Source organism: Dankookia rubra, from assembly GCF_004355005.1.
GTDB classification, from domain to species: Bacteria; Pseudomonadota; Alphaproteobacteria; order Acetobacterales; family Acetobacteraceae; genus Paracraurococcus; species Paracraurococcus ruber_A.
On sequence record NZ_SMSJ01000063.1, the window covers coordinates 1 to 22,709 of the forward strand.

Here is a 22,709-nt window from a genome sequence, read left to right on the forward strand (position 1 = left end):
CGGCGGCCGCGGCCGCATCGGCGGCGCTGCAGCATATGGTGCCGGCCCCGCCCGGCCCGCCGGTGCTGGTCCCCGCGCCGCCGGCGCCGCGGCCCGGGACCGCCGCGGTCCCGGCGATCGCCGGGCCGGTCGCGGCGACGCTGGCCGGCAGCCGGGAGCCCGAACGGGACTGACGCCGGCGGCCCGAGGGCTGGACCGCCCGGAGGCATGGATCGGCGGCGGCCCCATGGCGGGCTGCGTTCAGGGCCGATCCAGGGCCAGGCGGTCGCGCTCTCCCGCCATCCGCTCTAGCCGCCGACCCTCGCCGGAGGCGCGGCGCTGAGCAGGGCGTGGTCGAGCGCCTGGACCTCGGCCGCCAGCCGGCAAGCGTCGAAGGGCTTGATGAAGAGGCTTTCCCAGGGCCGGACGAGGCGGTTGCGCAGCAGCTCCGGGCTGCCGGTGGCATAGACGATGCGCAGGCCGGGCAGCCGCCGCCGCGCCCTGGCGGCCAGGACCAGCCCGTTCTCGCCCGGCCCCAGGTTCAGGTCGGTCACCAGCACGGTGATGCGGCCGGGCGGCTGCCGCAGGATGGCGTGCGCCGTCTCGGCATCCGCCGCATCCAGAACCTCCACCCCGAGGTCTTCCATGTGCTCGGCAATGGTCAGGCGGATGGCGGTATCATCTTCAACCAGCAGGATGGCCATGCGGCGAGCCTTTCCGTTGCCGCGTCATCATGCGGCGGCGCGGCAAGATTTCCATTCCGAGAAATATAAACCCACCGGAAGTTTACTCGTCCAGGTTGCGTTACGATTGGACATACTATTTATTGGCGAAAACGGTGTGGCTGGCCTGCCACGTCGCCAGGACTGCATTGGCAAGGCAGGGGAACGGGCACCCTTGCTCAACGTCTGCGTTCCTTGCCGGCAGTGTTCGGAACCCAGACACCATGCAGCCTGACCGATCCGCCCCAGGATCCACCCCGGGGCACGCGGCACCGCTTGCCGCCTCGCCCGCCAGGTCGGCCCCCGGTGAGCCGGATGCTTTCGAGCTCTGGCTCCGGCGCGGCCTGCAGGCGCGCTTCGCGACGATCGTCGCCGAGCCGCTGCCCTCGGCGCTGCTCGAGCTGGCGAGCCAGGCGACGGCTGCCGCGGAGGACCGCTTCGACCAGCGGGTGCGCGAGCGCGCCTATTTCCTCTGGCTAGGGGAAGGCCGGCCGGAAGGCCGCGCGCTGGAGCACTGGATGGCGGCCTTCATGCGGGAGGTCGCGGCCGAGGTCGATCGCGGCTGCCGGGCGCCCGGGTTCAGCGGGCCGCCTCGGGCAGGAAGAGCCAGGTCGGGTCGCGGTTGAAGCGCGCCTCCGCCCGGTAGCCGAGCGGGCCGAGGGTCGCCGCCACCGCGGCGAAGGCCGCCTCGTCCAGCGTTTCCACGTAGACGGCCGGGCGATGGCGGGCGAGCACGCCGCGGGCGCCTTCCAGCACCGCCGGCTCCATGCCCTCGACATCGATCTTGATCACCTCGGGCCGCTCCGCCAGCACGTCGTCCAGCCGGGCGACCGCCACCTCCCCCCCGCCGCAGTCGAGCCGCGTCCGGCCGGCATTGTGGCCGGGGCCGGGCAGCAGCCGGGCGGTGCCGGGGGCGGCGCCGAGGCCGAGGCGGCGCAGGTCCAGCCGGGCCGAGAGCCCGTTCGCCGCCAAGGTCGCGGCGCAATGCCCGGCCAGCGCCGGCGAGGGCTCGAAGGCCAGCACCCGGGCATCGCAGGGCCCGGCGGCGAAAAGCGCGTGGTTGCCGATATTGGCGCCGATATCGACGAAGAGCTCGCCCGGCCGCAGCCGCCGGCGGAGGTCCTCCAGCATCTCGGCCTCGTAGAAGGCGCCGGTCGAGAGCAGCCCGTGCTGGATGTGGTCGGCCGGGTTGCGCAGGGGGAATCGGCCCTGCCAGGCGCCATGCGCGATCGGGATCATCCGCTCGCGCGGCGCGGGCGGCGTCCGGTCCCGCAGCAGCCCGAGCACCGCATCCCGCTGGGCGCCGAGGCCGAAGCGCGCCGCGACCGGCCCGCGCCAGCGGCCCGGCCGGGCATTGCAGATCAGGGTGACCGCCTGGTCCACCGTGCCGAAGCGGACCTCCTCCGGCCAGAATTCCTCGGCGCCGCGATGGTCCAGCACCGCGAGGTCGCAGCCGGCGGCGGCCGCCTCGGCGATGGCATAGCCGAAGCTCTCGTGCAGGCTGGTGGACAGCAGCACGGCATTGCGGGCGTGCCAGCCGGGCATCGCGGCCGCCGGCAGCGCGCCGTCGAAGCGCACCGCGCCGCCGAGCCCCATGCGCGGCACCAGCCGCAGCAGCGCGTCCTGCACCATCCGGTCGCCGGGCGTGGCGGCGATGTGCAGCCGCCAGCGGGCATCCTCCTCCAGCAGCCGGGCCAGAACCTCGAGCGCCAGGGTCGGGTTCTTCCGCGCGATCATGCTGCCGCACCAGCCGATCCGGAACGGGTCGGGCGGCGCGGCGGCCGGGGCGAAGCGGGCGAGGTCGAGCCCGTTGCGGACCACGTGCAGCCGCGTCGTGCGTTCCAGCAGCGGCGCCGCCTGCAGCACGATGCGGGCCATGTCCTCGCTGACCACGACGGCGTCGTCCACCCGGGACCAGTCGCAGCGGGCGACGTGCGGGGCCTCGTAGGCCTCGATCCGGTGGATGCGGACGATCACGCGCCGGCCGCCGAAATCGGTGCGGGCGATGAGGTCGGGGAAGGGCGGCCAGCAGAACTCGAACCAGAGCGCGTCGCGCGCGGGGTCGTCGGTCCAGGCCAGGGCCTCGGCCAGCACCTCGGGGCCGGTCACGGTGAAGGGGCGGACCTCGACCGCGCCGGCGGCGGCGAGGCCGGCGAGGAGGTCGGGCAGGAAATGCTCCAGCCCCCGCAATTGCAGGACGGCCAGGCGCGGCCGCCTGCCCTCCCCGGCTGCATCCTGCATGGCACGGCCCCTTCTGGCTGCCGGGGCAGGATGGGGCGGGCCGGGTGAAGGCGGGGTTAAGGCCGGGGAGGAAGTATCCTCCCTGGACCCTCCTCTATATTTCTCTGGGTCTTGCATCTGCCGCGCGGCGAATGCCGACTCACGAAAAGGAAGGGAGGGGCTTGGGGAGGGAATATTTTTCCCTCCCCAACCTTCTACACCAGCGCATCCTGCCGCGCGAACAAGGCCCGCAGCTGCACCGCCGGCCGGTCGCCCATGTAGTAGGAATACTCCGCCGCCCGCCGGTAGAAGGCCTCCTCCTCCGCCGGCAGGCCGGTGTCGCGGTACCAGGGCAGGTGGCGCGCGGCGAAGTCGCCGGCGACGCGGATGCCCTCGAAGGGCCGGGCCGGGTCGAAATGGGCCTGGTCGTAGAGCGCGAAGGTGGTGTCGATATCGGCGCGGAACAACGGCGCGGCGATGCCCGGCAGCGTCACCGGGTGCCGCCAGTGCGCCGCCTCCGATTCCCAGATCCGCTTCCAGCCATCGGCATGGCGGAAGGCCCGGTCCTGCATCAGGTGCCGGTCCTCGAGGCCGAGGGCGAAGCCGGCCTTGCCCACCCTGCCCTGCTCCGTCACCCGGATCAGCGTCACGCAGAAATCCGCAGGCAGGGCGGGGTTCAGCGCCAGGTCCGGGTCGGTCAGGCAGAAATGCCGCGGCAGCGTCCGCAGGAAGCCCGGATCCTGCCAGACCGCCCGCGGCCCGAGGTTGCGGCCCAGCAGCACCACCAGCACCCGGCCCGGCGCTAGGCCCTCCGCCGCCCAGGCGCGGTAGAGGTCGAGCGCCGGCGGATACTCCGATCCGTTGTCGAGCACCACCGGCCGCAGCCCGGGGAAGCGCAGCAATTGCGCGACCATCCCCGCGACATAGGTCGGGTTGTTGAAGGCCGGAATCAGAACCGGCATCTGCCCCTCGGCCACCAGGCCCGTCATGCCCCGCCCCCCTCGCTGGGCCGGCAGCCTGCCCCGTGCTTTGCTTCCGGCCGGTGAAGACCGGCGGGAAAGTTGACAGTGGGGTGACCGGGCTTTACCCCGCCCGCCCACCACATACGGCCCGCCCACAAGGAAAACCCCGCCATGGCGCTCGCCTTCGTCTTCCCCGGCCAGGGCAGCCAGGCCCCCGGCATGGGCCGCGACCTCGCCGCCGCCTTCCCCGCCGCGCGGGAGGTCTTCCAGGAGGTGGACGAGGCGCTGAAGCAGAAGCTCTCCGCCCTGATGTTCGAGGGCCCGGCGGAGGAACTGACCCTGACCGCCAATGCCCAGCCGGCACTGATGGCGCATTCGGTGGCCGTCCTGCGGGTGCTGGAGGCCGAGGGCGGCTTCGACCTGGCGACCCGCGTCGCGCTGGTCGCCGGCCATTCGCTCGGCGAGTATTCCGCGCTGACGGCGGCCCGCGCCTTCGACCTGCCGACCGCGGCGCGGCTGCTGCGCCTCCGCGGCGAGGCGATGCAGAAGGCGACCCCGCCCGGCACCGGCGCGATGGCCGCGCTGCTAGGCGCCGAGCCGGCCCAGGCCGAGGCGCTCTGCGAGGCGGCGCGGGTCGATCCCGCGACGGGCAAGGCCGAGGTGCTGCAGGTCGCCAATGACAACGGCGGCGGCCAGGTGGTGATCTCCGGCGCCAAGGGCGCGGTGGACCGCGCCGTCGCCGCGGCGCCGGGCGCCGGCATCAAGCGGGCCATGCCGCTGCCGGTCTCGGCCCCCTTCCATTGCGCGCTGATGGCGCCGGCGGCGGATGCGATGGCCGAGGCGCTGGAACGCGCCGACGTCAGCGCCCCGGTGGTGCCGGTGGTGGCCAATGTCTCGGCCGACAAGGCGACCGACCCGGCCGAGATCCGCGAGTTGCTGGTGAAGCAGGTGACCGGCACGGTGCGCTGGCGCGACTGCGTGGCGGCCATGGCCACCATGGGCTGCGACCGCTTTGCCGAGCTCGGCGCCGGCCGCGTGCTGACCGGGCTGATGAAGCGGAACGCGCCGGAGGCGAGCGCGGTGGCGATCGGCAACCCGGCCGATATCGAAGCCTTCCTGAAGACGCTCTGAGGAGACCGCGCCATGTTCCGTCTCGACGGCAAGGTTGCCCTCGTCACCGGCGCCACCGGGGGGATCGGTGCCTCGGTCGCCCGCGCGCTGCATGCCCAGGGCGCGCAGGTCGCCATCACCGGCCGCCGCGCGGCGGAGCTGGAGGCGCTGGCGGCCGAGCTCGGGGAGCGCGTGCTGGTGGCGCCGGCCGACCTCGCCGACCCGGCGGCACCGGCCGCGCTGGTCGAGCGGGTCGAGGCCGGGCTCGGCGGCTTCGACATCCTGGTGAACAATGCCGGCTTCACCCGCGACATGCTGGCGCTGCGCATGGGCGATGCCGACTGGGCGGCGGTGCTGGAGGTCGACCTGACCGCGCCCTTCCGCCTGGCGCGCTCGGCGCTGCGGGGCATGATGAAGCGGCGGCACGGGCGGATCGTCTCGATCGCCTCGATCGTCGGCGTCACCGGCAATGCCGGCCAGGCCAACTATGCCGCGGCCAAGGCCGGGCTGATCGGCATGAGCAAGTCGCTGGCGCAGGAGGTGGCGACGCGCGGCGTGACGGTGAACGTCGTCGCCCCGGGCTTCGTCAAGACCGCGATGACCGACGCGCTGGGCGAGGCGCAGCGGGCGGCGCTGCTGTCGCGCATCCCGGCGGCGCGGATGGGCACGCCGGAGGACATCGCCGGCGCCGTGGTCTACCTGGCCAGCGCCGAGGCCGGCTGGGTCACCGGCCAGACCATCCACGTGAACGGCGGGATGGCGATGATCTGAGGGCGGTTTTCGTTGCCAATCCAGATGGCGTGCGGTAGAAGAACAGGGTCAAGGGCGCTGCCCTGCCCGGACGCGCCGGGCGCCGCGGCCGAATGCCGAATTGAGGATTTTTATCCCTCAATTCCTGTGGCCGGCTCCGGCCAGGCCTTTCTCATCGTTCAGGAATCCGCTCCAAGGCCCGGAACGGCCTCAACTTGGTTGAGTGGATTTGAGCCGAATTGAGCGGAATAAAGCCGCTCAGCCCCCGACCAGCCGCGCCACCGTATACGCCACCACCGCCGCCAGCCCGCCGATCCCCAGCGTCTGCGCCGCCCCGCGCAACGCCGGCAGCCCGGTCGCCCGCGCCTTCAGCCAGCCGAAGCCGAACAGCGCCAGGCCGGTCATGACGGAGGAGGCGGCCAGCGCCTCCCCCACCCCGTCCAGCAGGATGTAGGGCGAGAGCGGGATCAGCCCGCCCACCACATAGGCCCCGCCGATCGTCGTCGCCGAGCGCACCGCCCGGTCCGCCGCCGGCTCGGCCAATTCCAGCTCGAACCGCATCATGAAGTCGACCCAGCGGCGCCGGTCGGCGGCGATCGCCTCGGTGGCGCGGCTGAGCGTCTCCCCGCGCAGCCCGTAGCGGTGGAGGATGGCCGCGACCTCCCACTTCTCGCGGTCGGGGTAGGTATGGGTCTCCACCTCCTCGCGCCGGCGTTCCGCCTGGTAGTGCTGCGCGTCGGTGCGTGCCGCGAGGTAGCCGCCGAGCCCCATGGCGACGCAGCCCGCGGCGATCTCGGCGAGGCCCGCGGTGACGATCAGCGGGTTCGCGGCGACCGCGCCCGAGAGGCCGGCGGCGAGCGCGAAGGGCACGGTGAGGCCGTCGGCCATGCCGATGACGAGGTCCCGCACGGTCTCGGACCCCGTGAAGTGCTGCTCGCCCTCCGGCGGCCCGGGCGGCTGCGGCGGCAGGCCTTCGCGGTAGGGGGCGGGCGCGGGGGCGGGGGAATCCATCGGCTGGCAGCGTACCGCATGGCCCCGGCAGGCCGCCAGCGGGGGGCCGGGATGACGCCGCCGCGACTGCTTCCCGGGCACGCCGACCGGTGGCAGGCTGGCCCCAACGATACCAGGGACGGAAACAAGAGATGCAGAGGCACTTCCTCGCGGCGGCGCTGATGGCCGCCATGGCGCTGCCGGCCCAGGCCCAGGCCCAGGCCCAGACCGAGCCCTTGCAGATCCGGGAGGTCGGCAGCCTGCATGTCGGCGGCCGGATCGCCACGCTCGAAGGGCTGCCGGAGAAGGAGATCACCTTCTCCGCCGGCGCGCCGCCGACGCGGATGAACCCGAACGGCGAGTTCCAGGTCGAGCAGATGTATGCCCAGTACATCAAGCTGGCCAACCCGCGCGCCCGGTACCCGCTGCTGCTCTGGCACGGCGGCGGCCTGACCGGCGTGACCTGGGAGACGACGCCGGACGGCCGCCCGGGTTGGCAGATGTTCTTCCTCCGCGCCGGGCACGATGTCTGGGTCTCGGATGCCATGGAGCGTGGCCGCAGCGGCTGGGCCCGCTTCCCCGAGGTGCTGCCGGGCGAGCCGATCTTCCGCACCATGGGCGAGGGCTGGGGGCTGTTCCGGCTCGGCGACCAGGCCGGCTGGAACCGCGAGCCAGCGAAGCGCGTCGCCTTTCCCGACAGCCGTTTCCCGCTGCCCTCCTGGGACCAGTTCATGAAGCAGGGCGTGCCGCGCTGGGCGACGACGGACCGGCAGATCCAGGCGGCCTACGACGCCTATGTCCAGGCCGCCTGCCCCTGCGTCGTGGTGGTGCACAGCCAGGGCGGCAATTTCGGCTTCACCGCCGCGCTGAACGCCCCGGACAAGATCCGCGCGCTGATCGCGGTCGAGCCCTCCGGCGCGCCGCCGCAGGCGGCCGACGCGGCGAAGCTGAAGGACATCCCGCATCTGGTGGTCTGGGGCGACCACCTGGCGGACAACTCCTTCTGGAGCAAGGTCCGGGCCAATATCGAGCGCTGGCAGGGCCAGATCCGCGCCGCCGGCGGCGCCGCCGACACGCTCGACCTGCCGGCGATGGGCATCCGCGGCAACTCGCACATGCTGATGATGGACACCAACTCGGACGAGATCGCCGGCCGGGTGCAGGGCTGGATGGCATCGAAGGGGCTGATGAAATAGGCCGGTGCCCGGGGCCACCACCCCGCGCGGTTGCCCCAAAAGGCCCATCGACGTATAGGGCGCGGCGATCCGGAGACCTCATCCTTGGCCAGCCTCGCCCCGAGCCCTGACGCCCCCAACCCCGCCCTCGAGGCCCAAGCCGCCATCCTGGCGCGGCCGGCAACCGAGGAGCGGCGGATGGCGGATGCGATCCGGGCCCTGGCCATCGATGCCGTGGAAAAGGCCAAGTCGGGCCATCCCGGCATGCCGATGGGCATGGCCGACGTCGCCACCGCCCTCTTCACCCGCTACCTGAAATTCGACGCGGGCGATCCCCGCTGGGCCGACCGCGACCGCTTCGTGCTCTCGGCCGGGCACGGCTCGATGCTGCTCTATGCGCTGCTGCACCTGACCGGCCATGCCGGCATGGGGATCGAGGAGCTGCAACGCTTCCGCCAGCTGCACTCCCCCGCCGCCGGCCACCCGGAGTTCGGCGAGCATCCGGGGATCGAGACGACGACCGGCCCGCTCGGCCAGGGCATTGCCAATGCGGTCGGGATGGCGCTGGCCGAGCGTATCCTGGCCGCCCGCTTCGGCAAGTCGCTGGTCGACCACCGGACCTGGGTGATCTGCGGCGACGGCTGCCTGCAGGAGGGCATCAGCCACGAGGCGGCCAGCCTCGCGGGGCACCTGCAGCTCGAGAAGCTCTGCCTGCTGTATGACGACAACAGCATCACCATCGACGGCGACACCAGCCTCTCCTTCACCGACGACACGCTGAAGCGCTTCCAGGCCTATGGCTGGGCGGTGCGGCGGGTCGATGGCCATGACGCGGCCGAGGTGGATGCGGCGCTGGCCTGGGCGACGCGCTCGCGCAAGCCGGTGCTGCTGGCCTGCCGCACCATCATCGGCTTCTCCGCCCCGACCAAGGCCGGCACCGCGGGCAGCCACGGCAGCCCGCTCGGCGAGAAGGAAGCGGCGGCGGCAAAGAGCGCGATGGGCTGGAACCACCCGCCCTTCGAGGTGCCCGACGGCATCCGCGAGCGCTGGGAGGCCGCCGGCCGCCGCGGCACCGGCACCCGCCGGGCCTGGCTGAAGCGCCTCGCCAAGCACCCGATGCAGGCGGAGTTCGAGCGCGCCATGGCCGGCCGCCTGCCGGACGCCTGGCACGAGCCGCTGGCGGCGCTGCGCGCCTCGCTCGCCGAGGGCAAGCCGAAGCTCGCGACGCGCGTCTCCTCGCAGAAGGCGCTGGAGGCCCTGGTGCCGGCCGTGCCGGAGATGATCGGCGGCTCGGCCGACCTGACGGGGTCGAACAACACCAACGTGAAGGGCGTCCCCTCCGTCGTGCGCGGCAACTTCGCCGGGCGCTACATCCATTGGGGCGTGCGGGAACATGGCATGGCCTCGGCCATGAACGGCATGGCGCTGCATGGCGGCGTCATCCCCTATTCCGGCACCTTCCTGGTCTTCGCCGACTACATGCGGCCGGCGATCCGGCTGGCGGCGCTGATGCGGCAGCGGGTCATCCACGTGCTGACGCATGACAGCATCGGCCTCGGCGAGGACGGCCCGACCCACCAGCCCGTCGAGACGCTGGCCGGCCTTCGCTGCATCCCGAACCTCGTGGTGTTCCGCCCGGGCGACGCGATGGAGACCGCCGAGTGCTGGGAGCTCGCGGTGAAGCGGGCGGACGGGCCGACGGTGCTGGCGCTGTCGCGGCAGAACCTGGCGACCTTCCGCTCGGACGCCGGCGAGAACCGCTGCGCCCGCGGCGGCTACGTCGCCGAGGAAGCCAGCGGCCCCCGCCGCGCCACGCTGATCGCCACGGGGTCCGAGGTCGGGCTGGCGCTGGCGGCGCGGGCGGCGCTGGAGGCGGAGGGGATCGCCACCGCCGTCGTCTCCCTGCCGTCCTGGGAGCTCTTCGCGCTCCAGGATGCCAGCTACCGCGACCAGGTGCTGGGCGATGCGTTGCGGGTCGGGGTGGAGGCGGCCGTCGGCTTCGGCTGGGACCGCTGGCTGGGGCCGGACGGCATCTTCGTCGGCATGGGCGGCTTCGGCGCCTCGGCCCCGGCGGAGGACCTGTTCCGCCATTTCGGCATCACGCCGGAGGCGGTTGTCGCGGCGGTGAAGAAGCGCCTGGGCTGAAATCGGGTAAAACCGGAAGACGGGAAGAAGGAACATCACCATGGCCGTGAAGGTCGCCATCAACGGGTTCGGGCGCATCGGTCGCCTGGTGCTGCGCGCGATGATCGAGAGCAACCGCACCGACGTCGAGTGCGTCGCGATCAACGACCTCGGCAGCGTCGAGGCCAATGCCCACCTGTTCCGCTACGACAGCGTCCATGGCCGCTTCCCCGGCGAGGTCGCGGTCGACGGCAACAAGATCATCATTTCGGCCAATGGCCGCACCTATGCGCCGATCGTGGTCAGCGCCGAGCGCGACCCGACCAAGGTGCCCTTCCAGGGCGTCGACGTGGCGCTGGAATGCACCGGCATCTTCACCAGCAAGGAGAAGGCGTCGGCACTGATCGCCGCCGGCGCGCGCAAGGTGGTCATCTCCGCCCCCGGCGACAATGCCGATGCGACCATCGTCTACGGCGTCAACGAGAAGACGCTGACCAAGGAGATGACCGTCATCTCCAACGCCTCCTGCACCACCAACTGCCTGGCGCCGGTGGCCAAGGTGCTGCACGACAATTTCGGCATCCTGCGCGGCTACATGGTCACCATCCACGCCTATACGGGTGACCAGAACACCGTCGACACGCTGCACAAGGACCTGCACCGCGCCCGCGCCGCCGCCGTCTCCGCCATCCCGACCAGCACGGGTGCCGCGAAGGCCGTCGGCCTGGTGCTGCCGGAGCTGAAGGGCAAGCTGGACGGCACCGCCATCCGCATCCCGACCCCGAACGTCTCGCTCGTCTCCCTCGACGTCAACCTGAAGAAGGAAGGCGTGACCAAGGAGGACATCAACGCCGCCATGAAGAAGGCGGCCGAGGGCGAGCTGAAGGGCATCCTGGCCTACAACACCGCGCCGCTGGTCAGCATCGACTTCAACCACAACCCGGCCAGCAGCACCTTCGACGCGACGCAGACCGCGGTGGTCGACGGCGCCATGGCGCGGGTGATGACCTGGTACGACAACGAGTGGGGCTTCTCCAACCGCATGAGCGACACCGCCGCGCTCTTCGGCAGCCTCTAGGACCCAGACCACCCGGCGCCCATCCGACCCTCCCCCGAAGGTCGGGGGGCGCCGTTGCGGCGGGCGCCTTTCCGAGTGACCGCAAAGCCGGGCGCCCTTCCGGGCGTTCGGCCCTGCGACGACCCGCTCCGAAGGATTTCCCGATGGCCAAGTTCCGCACCCTCGACAGCCTCGACCCCCGCGGCAAGCGCATCCTGCTGCGCGCCGACCTGAACCTGCCGGTCAAGGACGGCCGGATCACCGACCGCACGCGGATCGACCGGCTCTCGCCGACCATCGCCGAGCTCGCCGACAAGGGCGGCCGCGTCATCGTCTGCAGCCATTTCGACCGGCCCAAGGGCAAGCGCGTGCCGGAGATGTCGCTGGCGCCGATGGCGGAGGCGCTGGCCGAGGCGCTCGGCAAGAAGGTTTCCTTTATCGATGACTGCGTCGGGCCGGAGGCGGAGGCGGCCGCGGCGGCGATGCGCGACGGCGACGTGATCCTGCTGGAGAACACCCGCTACCACGCCGGCGAGGAGAAGAACGACCCCGAGCTGGCGCGCGGCATGGCCAAGCTTGCCGATGTCTTCGTCAACGACGCCTTCTCCGCGGCGCATCGCGCGCATGCCAGCACCGAAGGCGTGGCGCGGCTGCTGCCGGCCTATGCCGGGCGGCTGATGCAGGCCGAGCTCGAGGCGCTGGACGCGGCGCTCGGCAACCCGTCGCGCCCCGTGGTCGCCATCGTCGGCGGCGCCAAGGTCAGCACCAAGCTCGACCTGATCGGCAACCTGTCGTCCAGGGTCGACGTGCTGGTGATCGGCGGCGCCATGGCGAATACCTTCCTTGCGGCACAGGGCCACGCCATGGGCAAGTCGCTGCAGGAAGCCGAGATGCACGAGACGGCGCTGCGGATGCTGGCCGAAGCGAAGGCCAACAATTGCGAGGTCCTGCTGCCGCTCGACCTCGTCGTCTCCGCCGCCTTCGCCGCCAATGCGCCGAGCCGCACGGTCGGTATCGACGCGGTGCCGGCGGACATGATGGCGCTCGATGTCGGGCCGGACACGGTGGCGGCGATCGAGGCGCGGCTGCGCCAGGCCTCGACCCTGGTCTGGAACGGCCCGCTCGGCGCCTTCGAGATCCCGCCCTTCGATGCCGCGACCGTCGCGGTGGCGGAATCGGTGGCGGCGCTGACGCAATCGGCCGGGCTGAAGTCGATCGGCGGCGGCGGCGACACCGTCTCGGCGCTGAAGCATGCCGGGGTGGCGGAGCGGATGACCTATGTCTCCGCCGCCGGCGGCGCCTTCCTCGAATGGCTGGAAGGCAAGACGCTGCCGGGGGTCGCCGCGCTGGAGGCCTGACCGGATCGCGGCCAGGCGGCAGCGCCCGGCCGCGCGGCGCCGATCGGCCGGCAGGCATCACCAGTCCGCGCAACAACCGCCGGTTACTGGAAGGTTAATCCTTCGGCGGGGTAGAGCGGTGCCATGCGCATCGCCCCCGCCGTCCCGGCCCGAGGTTTTCGCCCCTCCGGCCGGCGGGTGGCCTTAACCGTCGATTCCGATCTCGGCGCTACCATCCTGCGCATGATCGCCACCAATTCCCTCAGCGCCTTCACGCCTTCGGTCGGCCGGCCGAGCGAGGCACAGCCGGTCCGCGGCGTCCCGCCCGCCGCACCGCTGCAGTCCCGCGATGCCGGCGGCGCCCCGCAACGGCCACTCGGCGCGGTGCCGTCGCAGCCGAGCCAGCCGCTGCCGCGGGGCTCGCTGCTGGATCTGCGGGTCTAGAAGGGCAAGCCCCGCCGCCGGTACCAGACATCTAGAACCGGACGAGGGATCCGCGGAGAGCACCGTATTCCCGGCCATCTCACGCTGCGCGGCGATGCCGTTGCCGGCCCGGCGCGCCCCTTGCGCGTCCCGGCGCCGCCGCGCATCGTCCGGCGATGCCCGACTTCTTCCGTACCGTGCCATCCGGCGATGACCGGGAGCGGCTGACCTGCCGGGATTGCGGCTTCGTCGCCTACGAGAATCCGAAGATCATCGTCGGCAGCGTGGTCTCGGTGGACGGCCGCATCCTGCTCTGCCGCCGCGCGATCGAGCCGCGGCACGGCTTCTGGACCCTGCCCGCCGGTTACATGGAACTGGCCGAGACGGTGGAGGAAGGCGCCCGGCGCGAAGCCTGGGAGGAAGCCCGCGCCCGCATCGCGATCGAGGGCGTGCTGGCGATCTATTCCATCGCCCGCATCGGCCAGGTCCAGGTCATCTTCCGCGCCGGACTCGCCGAGCCGGGCTTCGAAGCCGGGCCGGAAAGCCTGGAGGTGCGGCTCTTCGATTGGGACGAGATCCCATGGGAGCAGTTGGCTTTTCCCTCGGTCCATTGGTCGCTGCGGCAATGGCGGGCGATGCGGGGCCGGCCGCTCGGCCTGCCGGCGATGAACCCGCCCGAGGACCCCCGCGGCACGCGGCCGCTGGCACAGCCGCCGGGGCTCTGATGCGGCGGTACGCGATGCTCTCCGCCCTGCTGCTGGTCCCGGGGCTTTGCCAGGCGGCACAGCCGGGCAAGGGCGGGCGGAAGCCGCCGGCCCTGGAACTGCCGAAGCAGCTGGCCGTGCCGCCCTCGCTGAAGGCGGGGCAGGCAGCGAATTCCTCCCTGGCCCCGGTCCCGGACCGCAGCAAGGAAGGCCCGCGGGTGGTCGAGCAGGACCGCGCGCGGATCAATCCCAGCATCATCAACCGCAACCTGCCCGGGCGCGGCCAGGCCGACCAGGGCAGCCCGGACGTGCTGGAGGACAAGCTGTTCAAGCCGGCCCCGGGGGCGCGGCTCAACGTGCCGTTCTCCTACTGAAGGCCCGGGGGGAGGGCGGTACTCTCCCGTTGGGCGCGTGCGCCCACCCCCTCATCCATCGTCCCCGGCCGGCACGCGCGGCGCGGCAACACCCGGCCCGCAGAAAGGCAGGAAGGGGTCTGGGGAGGGGACAGGTTACCCTCCCCAGCCTTGCTCAGGCCGGGCTGCGCTGCGCCCGGCCGGGTGCCCAGACATCGTCCGGCGTGCTCCACAGCGCCTTGTCGCGCATCGCCGCCGCCAGCGCCTCGGTCACCGCCGCCAGGATCGCCTCGCCCTTCTCGGCCGTCGCGGCACGTGGATCGCCGCGGACGCCGGTCCGGGGCGCACGCTCCTCGAAGGACCAGAAGCGGACCATGCCGGCGGGCGGGTTGGGCGGCGGGTTGGAGATGCTCTCCGCCACCTTGTCCTGCCGCACCTGCGCGGCATCGAGCGCGAGCCAGAGCGCCGTCTCGCCCTCGCAGGCATGGTGGATGCCGGGCTGAGTCGTCAGGATCTTCCCGATCGCCGCGGGCGCCAGGTTGGGCCAGGTGGTGACGACGACGGGGATGCCGAACTCGACCGCCAGTTCGCGCGAGGAGACCGCCAGCGGGTCGATGTTGCCGCCATGCCCGTTGACGATCAGCAGCTTCCTGAAACCGTCGGCCACCAGCGACCGCACCACGCAGCGCAGCACGGCGTGGAAGGTCGCGTGGTCCAGCGTGATGGTGCCGCCGAAGGGCAGGTGGTGCTCCGACAGGCCCATCCACATCGGCGGCAGCACCGCCACCGGCAGGTCCCCGGCCGCGGCCGCGCCGCGCAAGGCGATCTCATGCGCGCAGAGGCTGTCGGTCCAGACCGGCAAATGCGGCCCGTGCTGCTCGAGGCTGCCGATCGGCAGCACCACCAGCGCATCCTTCGCCGCCAGTGCCTTCAGCTCCGGCGCCGTCATGCGCTCCCAGCGGATCTCGGTCATCAGCCGCGCCCCATCGCGTAGAACTCGGCATTGGGCCGCAGCGCGGTGAAGTTCGCCATGCGGTTCGACATGCCGAAGAAGGCGGCGATCGCGGCGATGTCCCAGATGTCGTCGTCCGAGAAGCCCATGTCGCGCAGCGCCGCGCTGTCGGCCTCATCCACGACATTCGCTTCCCGGGTGATCTTCAGCGCGAATTCCAGCATCGCCCGCTGCTTCGGCGTGACGTCGGCCTTGCGGAAATTGGCGGCGACCTGGTCGGCGATCAGCGGGTCCTTGGCGCGGATCCGCAGGATCGCGCCATGCGCGACGACGCAATACTGGCACTGGTTGTAGGACGACACCGCGACCACGATCATCTCGCGCTCCGCCTTGGTCAGCCCGCCGGGCTTGTCCATCAGCGTGTCGTGGTAGGCCATGAACGCCCGGAATTCCTCGGGGCGGTAGGCGAGCATCAGGAAGACGTTGGGGATGAAGCCCGATTTTTCCTGGACCTTCTCGATCCGGGCGCGGATGTCGTCGGGCATCTCGGCCAGGCTGGGGACGGGGTAGCGGCTGACGGGGGCGGCGGTCATGGCAGGGTCTCCTCCGCCCGGACCCTACGCGCCCCGCCGTGTCAGTCCAGCCCCATCAGGCCGCGGGCGAAGTCGCGCGCCGCGAAGGGCCTGAGGTCGGCCGCCTTCTCGCCGACCCCGACGAAATGCACGGGGAGGCCGAACTCCTGCGCCAGCGCCACCACGACGCCGCCCTTGGCGCTGCCGTCCAGCTTGGTGACCGCAAGACCGGTCACGTTGACCATCTCGCCGAAGACCTTGCATTGCTGGATGGCGTTCTGGCCGGTGGTGGCGTCCAGCACCAGCAGCACCGAATGCGGCGCGGTCTCGTCCACGCGCCTGATGACGCGGACGACCTTGCGCAGCTCCTCCATCAGCGCCGTCTTGTTGTGCAGGCGCCCGGCGGTATCGACCAGCAGCACCTGCGTGCCGTCCGCCCGCGCCGCCTTCAGCGCGTCGAAGGCGAGGCCGGCGGCATCGGCGCCTTCCTTGGCCGGCGCATGCACCCGGGCGCCGGTGCGCTCGCCCCAGATCTGCAGCTGCTCGACCGCCGCGGCGCGGAAGGTGTCGCCGGCGACGAAGGCGCAAGCCAGGCCCTGCTCGCGGTATTGCTGGCCGAGCTTGGCGATGGTGGTGGTCTTGCCGGTGCCGTTGACGCCGACCACCAGCACCACGTGCGGCGCATGCGCGGTATCGAGCGGCATCGGCTGCGCGACGGGCGCCAGGATCGCGCCGATCTCCTCGGCCAGCGCCGCCTTCACCTCCTCGTCCGTCACTTCCTTGCCGAAACGCGTCTTGCGGAAGCCCTCGACGATGCGGCGGGAGGCGGCGACGCCGAGATCGGCGGTGATCAGCGTCTCCTCCAACTCCTCCAGCGCTTCCTCGTCGAGGCGACGCTTCTTGAAGAGCGAGGTGACGCTGTCGGTCAGCTTGGCGGTGGAGCGCGACAGCCCGGCCTTGAGGCGGGAGAACCAGCCACCGCGCCCGACGGGCTCCTCGGCCGGTTCCGGCATCGGTGCCAGGGCAGCGGTCGGCGGCGCGGGCGCCGCCTCCGGCCCGGACGCCGCCGCATCCTCGGCCGCCTCGCGGTCCTCGACCTCGCGCAGCGCCGCCGCGTCGTCCTGCGGACGCAGCTCGGGGTCCGGCGCGGGCTCGGGCGGCGGCACCGGCTCGGTGCCGATCCGCTCCAGCGGACGCGGCGCGGTGAAGGGCGGCGGCGCCGGCGGGAGCGGCGGGACGGGGATGTCGGGCGCGGCGACGGGCGGCGGCGTCGGCATCCCCACGGGCGGGGTCGGCACCGGCGGCTGGCCCGGCGGCGGCGTCAGCGGCGCCTCGGCGGGCTCCGGCGTGCGGCCGCGGAAGCGGCTGACCCAGTCGCGAAGCGCCACGCTCAGGCCGCCCCGACCGGCAAGGCTTCGGCCAGCAGGCCGTCCGGCGTCGCGCCGGTGACGCGGAGGCGGCGCAGCTCGCCCGGCGCGGCGCCGCCGGCGGTCAGCCGGATCGGGGCGAAATGCGCGGTATGGCCGCGATCGTCACGCTCGAACAGCACCTGTTCCTCCTGGCCCAGCCGTCCCGCGTAGAACCGCGCCGCGGCGGCCTGGCCCGCCGCGCGCAGCCGGGCGGTGCGTTCCTTCCGCAGCGGCACCGGCAGCTGCGGCATGCGGGCGGCCGGCGTGCCCGGCCGCTCGGAATAGGGAAAGACGTGCAGGAAGCTGAGTTCCATCTCGCCGATGAGGTCGAGGGTTTCCTGGAACTGCGCCTCGGTCTCGGTCGGGAAGCCGGCGATCAGGTCGGCGCCGAAGGCCAGGTCGGCCCGCAGCGCCCGCGCCCGCCGGGCGAAGGCCAGCGCGTCGGCCCTGAGGTGCCGCCGCTTCATCCGCTTCAGGATCAGGTCGGCGCCGTGCTGGAGCGAGAGATGCAGGTGCGGCAGCAGCCGCGGCTCGGACCCGATCAGCCGCCAAAGGTCGTCGTCCACCTCGACCGGGTCGAGGGATGAAAGCCGCAGCCGCGGCAGCTCCGGCACCAGCGCCAGCAGCCGCCGCACCATCTGGCCGAGGCTCGGGGCGCCCGGCAGGTCCGGGCCGTAGCTGGTGATGTCGACGCCGGTGAGGACCACTTCCCGGTAGCCGTGCGCGACCAGCGCCCGCACCTGCTCGACGATGGCACCGACCGGCACGGAGCGCGAGGGGCCGCGGCCATAGGGGATGACGCAGAAGGTGCAGCGGTGGTCGCAGCCCTGCTGCACCTGCACGAAGGCGCGGGCGCGGCCGGCGAAATCGGTGACGAGGTGCGCCGCCGTCTCGGTCGCCGCCATGATGTCGGTGACCGGCGCGGGCGGGGCATCCAGCGCCCAGGCCGCGGGCCGCAGCTTGTCGGCATTGCCGATGACCCGGGCGACGCCGGGCAGCGCGGCCCAGCGCTCGGGGGCGATCTGCGCGGCGCAGCCGGTGACGATGATGCGGGCCTCGGGGTTGGCGCGGGCGGCGCGGCGGATCGCCTGGCGGGCCTGGCGCTCGGCCTCGGCGGTGACGGCGCAGGTATTGACCAGGATGGTGCCAGCGGCATGGCCGGCGCGGCTCGCCAGGTCGCGCATGCCCTCGGACTCGTAGGTGTTGAGCCGGCAGCCGAAGGTCAGGACCTCGATAGGGTTGGGCGACCGATCGACGCTCTGCGCCTGCGGCGCGCCGCGATCGGCAGCGGCGGGCGACCGATTCACGCTCTGCGCCTGCGGCGCGCCGCGATCGGGCGCCTTCAAGACGGATAGGCCTGCAGGTCGAGGCTGCCGGTGAAGGCGGTGGCGACCGGGCCGGTCATCAGCACATGGCCGTCCCCGCGCCACTCGATCACCAGGTCGCCGCCGGGCAGGGTCACGGTGGCGCGCCGTCCCGTCAGGCCGCGGCGGGCGGCATTGACCAGCGCGGCGCAGGCGCCGGAGCCGCAGGCGAGCGTCAGCCCGGCGCCGCGTTCCCAGACCGCGAGGCGGAGGTGGTCGGGCGCCAGCACCTGCACGAAGCCGATATTGGCCCGCTGCGGGAAGAGCGCGTCATGCTCCAGCGCCGGGCCGATGGCGCCGAGGTCGAGCGCCGCGAGGTCGGGCACGAAGAAGGTCGCGTGCGGGTTGCCCATGGAGCAGGCGGCCGGGTCGGCGACGCCGGGGGCGGCGAGCGGCAGGTGCAGCGTGTCCATCGCCCGCGCCAGCGGCACGTCCTGCCAGCCGAGCCGGGCCGGGCCCATGTCGGCGCGCCACAACTCGCCCTTGGGCCCGCCGGGCAGCCGCTCCACCGGCAGGTCGCCGGCGATGGTGCGGACCACCACGCGGCCGGCGCCGGTCTCCTCGGCGACCAGGCTGGCGATGCAGCGGGTGGCGTTGCCGCAGGCACCGGCCTCGGAGCCGTCGGGGTTGCGGATGCGCATGAAGACGTCGGCGCCGTCGGTACCCGGCTCGAGCAGGATGAACTGGTCGCAGCCGACGCCAAACCGCCGGTCCGCGATGGATGCGGCCCGGGCGGGCGAGATCGGCAGGTCGGTACGGCGGGCATCGAGCACGACGAAGTCGTTGCCCAGGCCGTGCATCTTGCGGAAGGGAACCATCACGGGCGCAGATATGCCCCGGCGGGGGCGGCAATCCAAGCCTGCCCGGCGCATGGGTGGGTGGCGTCGCCCGCCGCTACCGCTTCAGGATCGATCCCAGCACGCCGCGCAGCACCGCATTGCCGATCTGCCGCCCCATGCTGCTGCCGACGCTGCGGGCGGCGGATTTGGCCATGGATTCCAGCGGGCTCTCCCGCCTGCCGCCGCCGCCGGACAGCACGCTGCCGAGCACGTCGCCCCAGCCGCCGCCCTGGGCTGGCGGCGCCTGGCGGGAGGTCTGCGGGATGCGGGGGCTGCGGGGCGGCGGCGCCTCGGGCAGCGGGCGGGGCGGCAGGACCGCGCCGCCCCAGGGGTTGTCGCTGCGGACCGGGGCGGGCGCCATCGGGGCGGTGCCCCAGGGGCCGGAGGCCGGGGCGCCGGTGGCGCGGCCCACCAGCCGCTCATAGGCGCTCTCGCGGTCGACCGCAGTGTCGTAATGCCCGGCCAGCGGGCTCTTCGCCATCAGCGCCGTCCGCTCCCCGGGCGTGACGGGTCCGATCCGGCCGCGCGGCGGGGCGATGCGGGCCTGCTCCACCATGCTGGGCGAGCCGTCGGCCTGCAGGGCGGAGACCAGCGCCTCCCCCACCGCCAAATGGGTGATGGCTTCGGTGACGTTCAGCCTCGGGTTCGGCCTGAAGGTGTCGGCGGCGGCGCGGACCGCCTTCTGCTCGGCCGGGGTGAAGGCGCGCAGCGCATGCTGCACCCGGTTGCCGAGCTGGCCCAGCACCGTCCCCGGCAGGTCGAGCGGGTTCTGGGTGACGAAGTAGATGCCGACGCCCTTCGAGCGGATCAGCCGCACCACCTGCTCCACCTTCTCGACCAGCGCGCGCGGAGCGTCGCGGAACAGCAGGTGCGCCTCGTCGAAGAAGAAGACCAGCTTCGGCTTCTCCAGGTCGCCGACCTCCGGCAGCTCCTCGAACAGCTCGGACAGCAGCCAGAGCAGGAAGGTGGCGTAGAGCCGGGGGCTCTGGATCAGCTTGTCGGCGGCCAGCACGTTCACCGCGCCGCGGCCGTCCGGGGTGACCAGCATCAGGTCCTGCAAGGCGAGGGCGGGCTCGCCGAAGAACTGCTCGCCGCCCGCCTGTTCCAGCACCAGCAGGCGGCGCTGGATGGTGCCGATGGTGGTCTTCGAGACCTGGCCGTAATGGTCGCGCAGCTCCGCCGACCGCTCCGAGACATGGCCGAGGATGGCGCGGAGGTCCTTGAAGTCGAGCAGCAGCAGCCCGTCGTCGTCCGCCACCTTGAAGGCGATGTTCAGCACCCCCTCCTGGGTGTCGTTCAGCTCGAGCATGCGGGAGAGCAGCAGCGGGCCCATCTCGGCGACCGTCGCCCGCAGCGGGTGGCCCTGCTGGCCGAAGACGTCCCAGAACAGCACCGGGGAGGCCTCGTAGGCGAAATCCGCCAAGCCGAGGTCCCGCGCCCGGGCCTCGAGCTTCGGGTTGGGCTTGCCCGGGGCTGCGATGCCGGAAAGGTCGCCCTTGATGTCGGCGCAGAAGACCGGGACACCGGCGCGGGAGAAGCCCTCCGCCATCACCTGCAGGGTCACGGTCTTGCCCGTGCCGGTCGCGCCGGCCACCAGCCCATGCCGGTTGGCGCGGGAGAGCAGCAGTTCGCAGGGCCTGTCGCCCCGGCCGATCAGGATGCCGTCCGCCATGCCCGCTCCCATGCCTTCGCCCGATCCCGGGAAATCCCGGTCCCGGGATATACGGCGTCCCGCCGGCGCTTGCATCCCGCCCGCCGCATGGCTATACGCCGCCCCTCTCCGCGCGCCGGTGCCTGTGTGGGCATGCCCGGCCGCGTCCCGCGTTCCCGATGGTACTCCGCCATCGCGGGCGCTTTCCGACCGAGGAGGTCCCAAATGCCCAAGATGAAGACGAAGTCTTCTGTGAAGAAGCGCTTCAAGGTCACCGCCACGGGCAAGGTGCTCGCCGGCCCCGGCAAGAAGCGCCACTGCCTGTCCGCCCGCTCCTCCAAGGTGAAGCGGCAGAACACCGGCACGCAGGTGCTGCGCCACCAGGACGGCCTCACTGTGATGCAGTGGGCTCCCTATGGCCTGGTCCGGTAAGGAGTAGCGCGCCATGGCACGTGTGAAGCGCGGCGTTACCGCCCACGCCCGTCACAAGAAGATCCTCAAGCTCGCCAAGGGCTATGTGGGTCGGTCGTCCACGAATTACCGTCCCGCGCTGCAGCGGGTCGAGAAGGCGCTGCAATACGCCTATCGCGACCGCCGCAACAAGAAGCGCGACTTCCGCGGCCTGTGGATCCAGCGGATCAACGCCGCCTGCCGCGAGCACGGGATGCCCTATTCCCACTTCATCGCCGGCATCAAGGCGGCGAACATCGACATCGACCGCAAGGTGATGGCGGCGATCGCCTTCGACGACCCGGCGAGCTTCGCGGCGCTGGTCGAGAAGGCCCGCGCTGCCCGCCCGGACCGTCACGCGCCGGCCAGCAAGGCGGCCTGACGACCCTTCCCTTTCGGGGGACTGTTGCTGCGCAAAGGGCCGCTCCCGCCAGGGTGCGGCCTTTTGCTTATCCGGGACCGGAAAGCACATGAGCGAGACGACCAACCCGGGCGAGGAATTCGCCGCCCTCGAGGCCGAGACCGCGGCGCAGCTCGCCGCCGCCGCCGACTTGCGCGCCTGGGACGCGGTGCGCGTCGGCACGCTGGGCAAGAGCGGGACGCTGACCGGACTGCTGAAGGGCCTTGGCCAGGTGCCGGCGGAGCAGCGGAAGGAACGCGGCGCCGCCTTGAACCAGCTGAAGGGCCGGCTGGAAGGGCTGATCGAGCGCCGCCGCACCGCGCTGGAGGAAGCCGCGCTCGAGGCGCGCCTGCGGGCCGAGCGGATGGATGTGACCCTGCCGCCGCGGCCGCATGCCCCGGCCGGCGACGGCGGCATCCACCCGATCAGCCGGACGATGGAGGAGCTCATCGCGCTGTTCGGCGCGCAGGGCTTCGCGGTGGCGGAAGGCCCCGACATCGAGAGCGACTGGCTGAACTTCTCCGCCCTCAACATCCCCGAGCACCACCCCGCGCGGCAGGACCACGACACCTTCTATCTGCCCGCCGGCGCGGACGGCCGCCGGCCGGTGCTGCGGACCCATACCTCCCCGGTGCAGGCGCGCACCATGCTGACGCAGGCGCCGCCGATCCGCGTCATCGTTCCCGGCCGCACCTGGCGGGCCGACCACGACGCGACGCACAGCCCGATGTTCCACCAGGTGGAGGGGCTGGTCATCGACCGCGGCATCACCCTCGGCCACCTCAAGGGCTGCCTGATCGACTTCCTCCGCGCCTTCTTCGCCATCTCCGACCTGCCGGTGCGCTTCCGTGCCAGCTACTTCCCCTTCACCGAGCCCTCGATGGAGGTCGATATCGGCTGGAACCGCAGGACCGGCGAACTGGGAAAAGGGGGCGACTGGCTGGAGATCCTGGGCAGTGGCATGGTCCACCCGCGCGTGCTGGCCAATTGCGGGATCGACCCGCGGGAATGGCAGGGCTTCGCCTTCGGCATGGGAATCGAGCGCATCACCATGCTGAAGCACGGCATGCCCGACCTCCGCCCGTTCTACGAGAGCGACCTCCGCTGGCTGCGCCACTGGGCGACCGACCCGCTGGCCCCGCCATCCCTGGCGGAAGGAATCTGAG

At 72.4% G+C, this 22,709-nt stretch carries 23 protein-coding genes; 13 read left to right on the forward strand and 10 right to left on the reverse strand.

Annotated elements, in window-relative coordinates:
• Positions 1–287 precede the first annotated feature (287 nt).
• On the reverse strand, positions 288–683 hold the full coding sequence (locus E2C06_RS26865) for a response regulator (protein ID WP_133291668.1): 396 nt from the start codon (positions 681–683) through the stop codon (positions 288–290).
• A gap of 242 nt (positions 684–925) precedes the next feature.
• Between E2C06_RS26865 and E2C06_RS26870 the strand changes: the two genes are divergently transcribed.
• Positions 926–1,327, forward strand: a complete 402-nt coding sequence (locus E2C06_RS26870; protein ID WP_133291669.1) for a DUF2934 domain-containing protein — start codon at positions 926–928, stop codon at positions 1,325–1,327.
• Here the strand turns inward: E2C06_RS26870 and E2C06_RS26875 are convergent.
• Positions 1,281–2,942: an FkbM family methyltransferase gene (locus tag E2C06_RS26875; RefSeq protein ID WP_133291670.1), complete on the reverse strand. Its 1,662-nt coding sequence runs from the start codon at positions 2,940–2,942 to the stop codon at positions 1,281–1,283. The two genes, E2C06_RS26870 and E2C06_RS26875, sit on opposite strands and share 47 nt — an antisense overlap.
• A gap of 194 nt (positions 2,943–3,136) precedes the next feature.
• Positions 3,137–3,910, reverse strand: coding sequence for a glycosyltransferase family protein (locus tag E2C06_RS26880; protein WP_133291671.1), 774 nt, complete (start codon positions 3,908–3,910; stop codon positions 3,137–3,139).
• A 144-nt stretch (positions 3,911–4,054) separates the two neighbouring features.
• Between E2C06_RS26880 and fabD the strand changes: the two genes are divergently transcribed.
• Entirely contained in the window at positions 4,055–5,014 is a 960-nt protein-coding gene (fabD, locus tag E2C06_RS26885; RefSeq protein ID WP_133291672.1) for an ACP S-malonyltransferase, read from the forward strand.
• A 12-nt stretch (positions 5,015–5,026) separates the two neighbouring features.
• Entirely contained in the window at positions 5,027–5,764 is a 738-nt protein-coding gene (fabG, locus tag E2C06_RS26890; RefSeq protein WP_133291673.1) for a 3-oxoacyl-[acyl-carrier-protein] reductase, read from the forward strand.
• 237 nt (positions 5,765–6,001) lie between these two features.
• Here the strand turns inward: fabG and E2C06_RS26895 are convergent, their stop codons facing one another.
• Positions 6,002–6,754 carry a VIT1/CCC1 transporter family protein gene (locus E2C06_RS26895; RefSeq protein WP_133291674.1) on the reverse strand — a complete coding sequence of 251 codons (753 nt, stop codon included), beginning with the start codon at positions 6,752–6,754 and terminating at the stop codon, positions 6,002–6,004.
• A 131-nt stretch (positions 6,755–6,885) separates the two neighbouring features.
• Between E2C06_RS26895 and E2C06_RS26900 the strand changes: the two genes are divergently transcribed.
• From E2C06_RS26900 to E2C06_RS26930, 7 genes are all read left to right on the forward strand, one after another.
• On the forward strand, positions 6,886–7,929 hold the full coding sequence (locus tag E2C06_RS26900; protein WP_133291675.1) for an alpha/beta hydrolase family protein: 1,044 nt from the start codon (positions 6,886–6,888) through the stop codon (positions 7,927–7,929).
• An 84-nt stretch (positions 7,930–8,013) separates the two neighbouring features.
• Positions 8,014–10,053 carry a transketolase gene (gene tkt / locus E2C06_RS26905; RefSeq protein ID WP_133291676.1) on the forward strand — a complete coding sequence of 680 codons (2,040 nt, stop codon included), beginning with the start codon at positions 8,014–8,016 and terminating at the stop codon, positions 10,051–10,053.
• Between the two features lie 40 nt (positions 10,054–10,093).
• Positions 10,094–11,110, forward strand: coding sequence for a type I glyceraldehyde-3-phosphate dehydrogenase (gene gap, locus E2C06_RS26910; RefSeq protein WP_133291677.1), 1,017 nt, complete (start codon positions 10,094–10,096; stop codon positions 11,108–11,110).
• A 143-nt stretch (positions 11,111–11,253) separates the two neighbouring features.
• Complete coding sequence (locus E2C06_RS26915) at positions 11,254–12,447, forward strand: phosphoglycerate kinase (protein ID WP_133291678.1); 1,194 nt, start codon at positions 11,254–11,256, stop codon at positions 12,445–12,447.
• 123 nt (positions 12,448–12,570) lie between these two features.
• Positions 12,571–12,870 carry a hypothetical protein gene (locus E2C06_RS26920; protein WP_133291679.1) on the forward strand — a complete coding sequence of 100 codons (300 nt, stop codon included), beginning with the start codon at positions 12,571–12,573 and terminating at the stop codon, positions 12,868–12,870.
• A gap of 155 nt (positions 12,871–13,025) precedes the next feature.
• Positions 13,026–13,574 (forward strand): NUDIX hydrolase, encoded by a 549-nt coding sequence (locus tag E2C06_RS26925; protein ID WP_133291680.1) that lies wholly within the window; start codon positions 13,026–13,028, stop codon positions 13,572–13,574.
• Positions 13,575–13,588: 14 nt separating this feature from the next.
• Positions 13,589–13,927, forward strand: coding sequence for a hypothetical protein (locus E2C06_RS26930; RefSeq protein WP_133291681.1), 339 nt, complete (start codon positions 13,589–13,591; stop codon positions 13,925–13,927).
• A gap of 154 nt (positions 13,928–14,081) precedes the next feature.
• Here E2C06_RS26930 and E2C06_RS26935 read toward each other — a convergent pair whose 3' ends face one another.
• The 6 genes from E2C06_RS26935 to E2C06_RS26960 form a co-directional block, all read right to left on the reverse strand.
• Complete coding sequence (locus E2C06_RS26935; RefSeq protein WP_133291682.1) at positions 14,082–14,879, reverse strand: creatininase family protein; 798 nt, start codon at positions 14,877–14,879, stop codon at positions 14,082–14,084.
• Positions 14,879–15,451, reverse strand: a complete 573-nt coding sequence (locus tag E2C06_RS26940) for a peroxidase-related enzyme (RefSeq protein WP_133291683.1) — start codon at positions 15,449–15,451, stop codon at positions 14,879–14,881. The genes E2C06_RS26935 and E2C06_RS26940 overlap by 1 nt, the downstream gene beginning before the upstream one ends.
• A 41-nt stretch (positions 15,452–15,492) precedes the next feature.
• Complete coding sequence (gene ftsY / locus E2C06_RS26945; protein WP_338324232.1) at positions 15,493–16,443, reverse strand: signal recognition particle-docking protein FtsY; 951 nt, start codon at positions 16,441–16,443, stop codon at positions 15,493–15,495.
• A gap of 377 nt (positions 16,444–16,820) precedes the next feature.
• The gene (mtaB, locus tag E2C06_RS26950) at positions 16,821–18,074 is read right to left on the reverse strand and encodes a tRNA (N(6)-L-threonylcarbamoyladenosine(37)-C(2))-methylthiotransferase MtaB (protein ID WP_133291694.1); all 1,254 of its coding nucleotides are present in this window, start codon (positions 18,072–18,074) and stop codon (positions 16,821–16,823) included.
• A gap of 107 nt (positions 18,075–18,181) precedes the next feature.
• Positions 18,182–19,024, reverse strand: a complete 843-nt coding sequence (dapF, locus tag E2C06_RS26955) for a diaminopimelate epimerase (protein WP_193560511.1) — start codon at positions 19,022–19,024, stop codon at positions 18,182–18,184.
• A gap of 73 nt (positions 19,025–19,097) precedes the next feature.
• Entirely contained in the window at positions 19,098–20,714 is a 1,617-nt protein-coding gene (locus E2C06_RS26960; RefSeq protein ID WP_133291684.1) for a helicase HerA-like domain-containing protein, read from the reverse strand.
• Between the two features lie 204 nt (positions 20,715–20,918).
• Here E2C06_RS26960 and rpmI point away from each other — a divergent pair, with 204 nt between their 5' ends.
• The 3 genes from rpmI to pheS all read left to right on the forward strand — a co-directional run bounded on the left by rpmI (position 20,919) and on the right by pheS (position 22,708).
• Positions 20,919–21,125 carry a 50S ribosomal protein L35 gene (gene rpmI / locus E2C06_RS26965; RefSeq protein WP_133291685.1) on the forward strand — a complete coding sequence of 69 codons (207 nt, stop codon included), beginning with the start codon at positions 20,919–20,921 and terminating at the stop codon, positions 21,123–21,125.
• A gap of 13 nt (positions 21,126–21,138) precedes the next feature.
• The gene (gene rplT / locus E2C06_RS26970) at positions 21,139–21,525 is read left to right on the forward strand and encodes a 50S ribosomal protein L20 (RefSeq protein ID WP_133291686.1); all 387 of its coding nucleotides are present in this window, start codon (positions 21,139–21,141) and stop codon (positions 21,523–21,525) included.
• Between the two features lie 88 nt (positions 21,526–21,613).
• Positions 21,614–22,708: a phenylalanine--tRNA ligase subunit alpha gene (pheS, locus tag E2C06_RS26975; protein WP_133291687.1), complete on the forward strand. Its 1,095-nt coding sequence runs from the start codon at positions 21,614–21,616 to the stop codon at positions 22,706–22,708.
• Position 22,709: the final 1 nt, after the last annotated feature.